Source organism: Phycisphaerae bacterium, assembly GCA_012729815.1.
In the GTDB taxonomy this organism is placed as follows: Bacteria; Planctomycetota; Phycisphaerae; order JAAYCJ01; family JAAYCJ01; genus JAAYCJ01.
Genome location: JAAYCJ010000073.1, coordinates 42,235 through 48,377 on the forward strand (window position 1 = coordinate 42,235; position 6,143 = coordinate 48,377).

7 protein-coding genes are annotated in these 6,143 nt (G+C 63.6%); 5 read left to right on the plus strand and 2 right to left on the minus strand.

Annotated elements, in window-relative coordinates:
• Positions 1 to 39: 39 nt before the first annotated feature.
• Positions 40 to 807 (minus strand): triose-phosphate isomerase, encoded by a 768-nt coding sequence (locus GXY33_05755; protein NLX04628.1) that lies wholly within the window; start codon positions 805 to 807, stop codon positions 40 to 42.
• A 460-nt stretch (positions 808 to 1,267) separates the two neighbouring features.
• Between GXY33_05755 and GXY33_05760 the strand changes: the two genes are divergently transcribed.
• Both GXY33_05760 and GXY33_05765 read left to right on the plus strand, forming a co-directional pair.
• On the plus strand, positions 1,268 to 2,569 hold the full coding sequence (locus tag GXY33_05760; GenBank protein NLX04629.1) for an ammonium transporter: 1,302 nt from the start codon (positions 1,268 to 1,270) through the stop codon (positions 2,567 to 2,569).
• A 42-nt stretch (positions 2,570 to 2,611) separates the two neighbouring features.
• Positions 2,612 to 2,953, plus strand: coding sequence for a P-II family nitrogen regulator (locus GXY33_05765; GenBank protein ID NLX04630.1), 342 nt, complete (start codon positions 2,612 to 2,614; stop codon positions 2,951 to 2,953).
• Positions 2,954 to 2,985: 32 nt separating this feature from the next.
• On the opposite strand, the gene GXY33_05770 is transcribed toward GXY33_05765, so the two are convergent.
• On the minus strand, positions 2,986 to 3,297 hold the full coding sequence (locus tag GXY33_05770) for a hypothetical protein (GenBank protein ID NLX04631.1): 312 nt from the start codon (positions 3,295 to 3,297) through the stop codon (positions 2,986 to 2,988).
• A 458-nt stretch (positions 3,298 to 3,755) separates the two neighbouring features.
• On the opposite strand from GXY33_05770, the gene GXY33_05775 reads away from it, so the two are divergent.
• From GXY33_05775 to GXY33_05785, 3 genes are read left to right on the plus strand one after another with little or no spacing between them, the layout of a single operon-like run.
• Positions 3,756 to 5,099, plus strand: coding sequence for an ammonium transporter (locus tag GXY33_05775; GenBank protein NLX04632.1), 1,344 nt, complete (start codon positions 3,756 to 3,758; stop codon positions 5,097 to 5,099).
• A gap of 43 nt (positions 5,100 to 5,142) precedes the next feature.
• Entirely contained in the window at positions 5,143 to 5,484 is a 342-nt protein-coding gene (locus GXY33_05780; GenBank protein ID NLX04633.1) for a P-II family nitrogen regulator, read from the plus strand.
• Between the two features lie 36 nt (positions 5,485 to 5,520).
• Entirely contained in the window at positions 5,521 to 5,718 is a 198-nt protein-coding gene (locus GXY33_05785; GenBank protein NLX04634.1) for a hypothetical protein, read from the plus strand.
• The last annotated feature ends 425 nt before the right edge of the window (positions 5,719 to 6,143 follow it).

A 6,143-nucleotide genomic window follows, 5' to 3' on the forward strand; every position in this document is an offset into this window, starting at 1 on the left:
ATAGCCGACGGCTAAGGGAAATGGCAACCGAATTGACGGTCAAAGTCCCTTGGCCTGCGCCGTGGCCCGGATGATGCCCAGGAAGTCGGCGGCCTTGAGGCTGGCCCCGCCCACCAGGGCCCCGTCGATGTCCGTTTGGGCCATCAGCTCACCGGCGTTGGAGGGTTTGACGCTGCCGCCGTACTGGATGCGGACGCTCTGGGCAAACTGGGGGCCGAACTTCTGGGTGAGCCAGCCGCGAATGAAGCGGTGAACGTCCTGGGCCTGATCCGGCGTGGCGTTGCGGCCGGTGCCGATGGCCCAGACCGGCTCGTAGGCGATCACCAGGTTGCCCAGTTGGGCGGCGGAAAGGTCGCCGAGCCCACCGGCAAGCTGCTCCTGGACGACCTTCTCGGTCCGGCCCGCGTCGCGCTGCTCGATCGTCTCGCCGACGCATAGAATAGGCTTAAGTCCCGAATTAATAACGGCTTGCAGCTTTCTGTGGATCAACTGGTCGGTCTCGCCGATCACGTGGCGGCGCTCCGAGTGGCCGAGGATGACGTATTCGCAGCAGACGTCCTGAAGCATCTGGCACGAGATCTCGCCGGTGAAGGCCCCATTGGACTCGAAGTAGACATCCTGGGCCCCGAGGCGGATCTCCGCGTCGCCGATGGCCACCGCCACCGAGGTCAGATAGACGAAAGGCGGACAGACGCCGACCTCGACCGCGTTGGATTTCAGCTCTTCGGCCAGTTCGCGAACGAGCTTGACGGCCTCAGCCTGGTTCAGGTTCATCTTCCAGTTGCCGGCGACAAAGGGTCTGCGCATCGGATTTCTCCTCAAAAGCTCTTGCAATAGGCCGCTTTCCGGGCGACTGCACACGAAAACGGCTATGATACGCCGTGACCCAGCCAAAGCCAAGCGATTTCGGGATGCGCCTCTGGCCTGCTGAGCAACGGCCCCAGCACGCTGAGGATGGCTCGCAGCGGATGTTCCGGGGCCGGGGGGAGGACAGGTCGCCACAGCGATTTAACAAAAACGTACATCCGGCCCATCGGCGGACAAAAACGTAGCTTTCCACCGCCGGAAACCCGAGGCGTTGCGGCGCCGCACCAGACCTTTCATTTACCATAACAGCTTTTTTACCAACATGTTAGCTGATCACAAGCCGCGCGGATGCCGCGTTTGGCACCAAAATTGCGTAAGGACCACCGAAAGGCCTTGTGGCGACGTACAGCCAAAATTGTAAGACAGCGAGAAAAGGAGAACGAACGTGGGCGTGAGAACGATGGGTCTGTTGGCGGCGATTCTATGCGCGGCGCCGGGACTGGCCGGCACGGTACAGGCGGCGGAGCCCAACCACATCGACACCGGCACCACGGCGTGGATGCTGATCTCGACGGCCCTGGTGCTGTTGATGGTGCCGGGGCTGGCGATGTTCTACGGCGGTCTGGTGCGGACCAAGAACGTCCTGGGCACGATGATGCACAGCTTCGCTGCGATGGCCCTGATCGGGGTGCTCTGGGCGGTGTGCGGATACGCCCTGAGCTTCGGACCGAACGTGCTGGGCGGATGGTTCGGCTGGAACGGCGAGCTGTTCCTGCTGAATGGGATCGATGAGACGATCATGGCCTCGGGCATCCCGGAATACGTATTCGCGATGTTCCAGGGCAAGTTCGCGATCATCACGCCGGCCCTGATCGCCGGAGCGTTCGCCGAACGGGTGCGATTCCGCGGGTACTGCTTCTTCATCGTGCTCTGGAGCCTGCTGGTATACTGCCCGCTGTGCCACTGGGTCTGGTCGGAAGAGGGATTCCTGTTCAAGCTGGGGGCAATCGACTTCGCGGGCGGCACGGTGGTCCACATCTCCGCCGGCATCAGCGGCCTGGTCGCGGTGCTGTATCTGGGGGCGAGGCGAGGCTACCCGCGGACCGCGATGCACCCGAGCAACCTGGTCATTACGCTGATCGGTGCGGGCCTGCTGTGGGTGGGCTGGTTTGGATTCAACGCAGGCAGCGCGGTCGAAAGCGGCCTGACCACGGCGAGGGCGCTGACGGTGACGCAGGTGGCGGCGGCGGCTGGGGCGCTCACGTGGATCATCATCGAAGCCTTCCACCACGGCAAGGCGACGAGCCTGGGCATCGCCAGCGGCATCCTGGCCGGTTTGGTGGCTATCACTCCGGCCGCCGGCGTGGTCCAGCCGTCCGGTGCGATCGCCCTGGGCGTCGCGGCCTCGGGCGTGTGCTACGTGGCCATCCTCATCAAGAACCGGATCGGATACGACGACAGCCTGGACGCCTTCGGCATCCACGGCGTGGCCGGAATGCTCGGAGCGGTGCTGCTGACATTCTTCATCCGCCAAAGCTGGGTCGCCAACAACGGCGGCGAGAGTTGGACAACGATGGGACAGCTTGGCGTCCAGGTCCTGGGCGTGGCGACGACCATCGCCTACGCCGGCCTGCTGACGATCATCCTGGTCGTGCTGGTGGACAAGACGCTGGGATTGCGGATGCAGCCGCAGAACGAAATGGCCGGGATGGACCACAGCCTCCACGGCGAGCACGGCTATGGAATGTTGAACCCGAACTGAGAGGCGCATAAAGAGCAGCCCGATCAAAGGAGACAACCGATCATGAAGATGGTGACTGCGATCATACAGCCGGACAAGTTGGACGCGGTTCGCGAGGCCCTGATCGACGCGGAGATCACGCGGATCACGGTGAGCCGGTGCACCGGGCATGGCCAGCAGCAGACCGAGGACCTCTACCGCGGCCAACGGGTGGTGCCCAACCTGATCCCGAAGGTGCGGCTGGACATCGCCTGCAACGATGAATTCGTCAAAACCACCGTCGATGCGATCCTGGCCGCGGCACGCCACGGCGAAGGACAGGTCGGCGACGGCAAGATCTTCGTCGCGCCGCTGGAAGAGTGCATCCGGATCCGCACGGAAGAGCGGGGAGGAAAGGCGATCTAAAGCGGTCAGGCGAATCAGGAAAAGGCGGAACCTTACGGGCCGGATGGCGACGGCGATTCCGTCGCCTCCGGCGGCGACGGCGTTGATTCAGCAAGATAGATGGGGCTATCAAACTCGACGCCGATTTCGTAGAGGCTCGCGCTGCCGGCCAGATACCGGCATCGGATGACCTTTCCGGTCAGGGGGCGGCAGTCGCCGTCGGGCAGTTCGAAGTTGAGGCAGCAGGCGGTGCCGGCGTAGATGAACTGGCCGATCAGGAGGGCGACGCCAAACCGGCTGAGATTGCGGGTCAGCGACGTGTAGACGAGCGGCTGAGCGCGGTCCTGGTGGAATGCCGCCTTCACGACGGTTCGATAGGGAATCCGTTCGGCCCGTCTTTGTTGACGAGCCGCGGCCCTGGAGGCCTGGGAATCAAGATCGTCAAGCCGCTGCCGGCATTCCCGTAAAGAATGCTTGAGTCTCTTCTCACGCTGCATGGTGTTGCCCACTGGGTGTTGGTGCGCGTCCGACCGCAACGCGTACTTCCCAACTATCGTCACGGACAGCCGGACAGCTTTAACGTTCTGACAAGCCACAATAAACAAATCCCGGCAAATGGAACACAAAAACGTAGCCGCTTCAAAGCATATTACACTTTTGTCGCCGCCCATCCAACGCAATGCCGCCGCCAACATCTCATAAACCCATTCTCCGCAATCCTTTCCGATCGCCCGTCCGCGATGGCGCGCGGATTGCATCCTTGAGTGGCAATCCGCACGTCGTGTGCGGCAAGACTTTTTTGCATGTTGGAGACAGTGCAGCCATGAGACGCAGAAGCTTCTGGACGTGGGTGGCGGTGGCCTTGGGACTCCTGGCCTGTCCGGGGGTCTGCTTTGGCCAGTCGGACGAGCCAGTGGACGTTTCGGCCCTTCTGACGGATCACGGAATTGCGATCAACACAGCCTGGGTACTGGTGACCGCGTTCCTGGTCTTCTTCATGCAGGCGGGATTCGGAATCCTCGAGGCCGGGCTGGTGCGGGCCAAGAACACCTGCAACATCCTGATGAAGAACTTCCTGGACTTCGCGTTCGCCGCCATCGCGTTCTTCGCCATTGGATACGCATTGATGTACGGCGACGGCAACGACTTCTTCGGCGCCAGCGGGTGGTTTCTGATCGGGCTCGAGGAAAACGCGGGCCTGCCGATCTGGGTGTTCTGGCTGTTCCAGGTGGTCTTCTGCGGAACCGCGGCGACCATCGTCTCCGGCTGCGTGGCCGAACGCATGAGGTTCCAGGCGTACCTGATCTACTCGGTGCTGATCAGCATGTTCGTCTACCCGATCGTCGGCCACTGGGTCTGGGGCGGCGGATGGCTCTCGCAGCTGGGATTCACCGACTTCGCCGGCAGCGGCGTGGTTCACGCGGTGGGCGGATTCGCGGGGCTGGTCGGGGCGATGATGCTGGGCCCGCGGATCGGCAAGTACAGCCGCGACGGACGGCCTCGCGTGCTCGCCGGCCACACCATCCCGCTGGCCGCCCTGGACGTATTCATCCTGTGGTTCGGATGGTACGGCTTTAACCCCGGCAGCACCCTGGGACTGACCGGCGGCAACGCCGCCCTGGCGGGCATGGTGGCGATGAACACGACGCTGGCCGCCGCCGCCGGAGCCATCAGCGCGATGTTCGTGGTCTGGTCCCTCTACGGCAAGCCGGATCTCACGATGACCATGAACGGCCTGCTGGCCGGGCTGGTGGCCATCACCGCCCCATGTGCAGCGGTTAGCCCGGTCTCGTCGATCGTGATCGGCCTCGTGGCCGGCATTCTGGTGGTCGCGGGCGTCCGGCTGCTGGACAACCTGAAGATCGACGACCCGGTCGGCGCCTGGTCGGTGCATGGGCTCAACGGAATCTGGGGCGTCCTGGCGGTGGGATTGTTCGCCACCGAGGGCGGCGTCCTGACCGGCGGCGGTGTTCACCTGATCGCCATTCAGGCCCTCGGCGCAGCCGCGATCGTGGCCTGGACGGTGGTGACGATGGTGGTGGTCTTCGGCGCGATCAAGGCCACGGTCGGCCTGCGGGTCAGCGGCGACGAGGAGCTGCGCGGCCTGGACATCGGCGAACACGGCCAGGAGGCCTACGCCGGCTTCGAAATCTTCGTGACCACTTAGCGGGAGCCAACCCAACAAGGCGACTATTCAGGAGTGACAAGCAATGAAGCTGATTATAGCGATGATCCAACCGCACAAGCTCAACGACGTCAAGCAGGCCCTCTTCCGGGCGGAAGTGCACAAGATGACGGTGAGCAACGTCCTGGGCGCGGGCCAGCAGAAGGGATTCACCGAGATGTACCGCGGCGTGATCGAGGAGGTCAACCTGCTCAAGAAGGTCCGCCTCGAAATCGCGGTCAACGAGGACTTCGTCGAGCCGACCGTCAACGCCATCATCGAAGGGGCCCGCACGGGCGATATCGGCGACGGCAAGATCTTCGTACTCGACCTGCCGGACTGCATTCGCATCCGCACCGGCGAACGCGGAAGCGAGGCGATCGGATGAGCCGGATGGAAGCCCAGGTCATTCGGAGGACGAGCCATGAACACGTTGCGGGCGAACGAGTATCTGGACTGCGGGTGCCTCAGCCGCGGGCAGATGGCCAGGTTCCTGAGGTACGTGCACGATCAGGAGCAGGATTTCCTGCGGAAAATCTACCGGGAGAACCGCTGCGGCGAATCGGCCGCGTACCGGCCCGCTGAAACGCCGGCGACGCCGCGACTGATCCCGGTTCGGTAGCAAGCCTCAATCACGGGCAAACTTCTCGCTGCCTTTGTTTGCCCGAAAGGGCGGACCCACGCCCCACGTTCACCCCGGTCGGCGACCCACCGACCGGGGGCTTTTTTTCACCGCGGCGGCCCGCCCGCCGGCAAGCTCAAAGCCGGTTCCGGCTGAGGACCAACCGCAAACGTAACATCGCTGCCGGGAGGGTATGGCCTGACAAGGGCAGGTGATCCGCCAAAGACGCGCGATGCGCCGGCAACGTCCCTCTCCCGACCGCCATTGTCGGCGAGATCATGACCGACGCTGTAGACGACAAAGCCGTTGGCGCGGGCCTGGTATCGCAGCGGCTTGCCGTCGAATGGATCCTCCGGCACGGCATCGAGGAACTCGGGAACCAAGGCATCAAGCGTCTCGGGATACCGGCCGTGGGCAAGACGATA

Excerpts from the sequence above, each read along its gene's own strand:
- GXY33_05755 (NLX04628.1), bottom strand. The coding sequence starts at position 807 with ATGCGCAGACCCTTTGTCGCCGGCAACTGGAAGATGAACCTGAACCAG.
- GXY33_05760 (NLX04629.1), top strand. The coding sequence starts at position 1,268 with ATGGGTCTGTTGGCGGCGATTCTATGCGCGGCGCCGGGACTGGCCGGC.
- GXY33_05765 (NLX04630.1), top strand. The coding sequence starts at position 2,612 with ATGAAGATGGTGACTGCGATCATACAGCCGGACAAGTTGGACGCGGTT.
- GXY33_05775 (NLX04632.1), top strand. The coding sequence starts at position 3,756 with ATGAGACGCAGAAGCTTCTGGACGTGGGTGGCGGTGGCCTTGGGACTC.
- GXY33_05780 (NLX04633.1), top strand. The coding sequence starts at position 5,143 with ATGAAGCTGATTATAGCGATGATCCAACCGCACAAGCTCAACGACGTC.
- GXY33_05785 (NLX04634.1), top strand. The coding sequence starts at position 5,521 with ATGAACACGTTGCGGGCGAACGAGTATCTGGACTGCGGGTGCCTCAGC.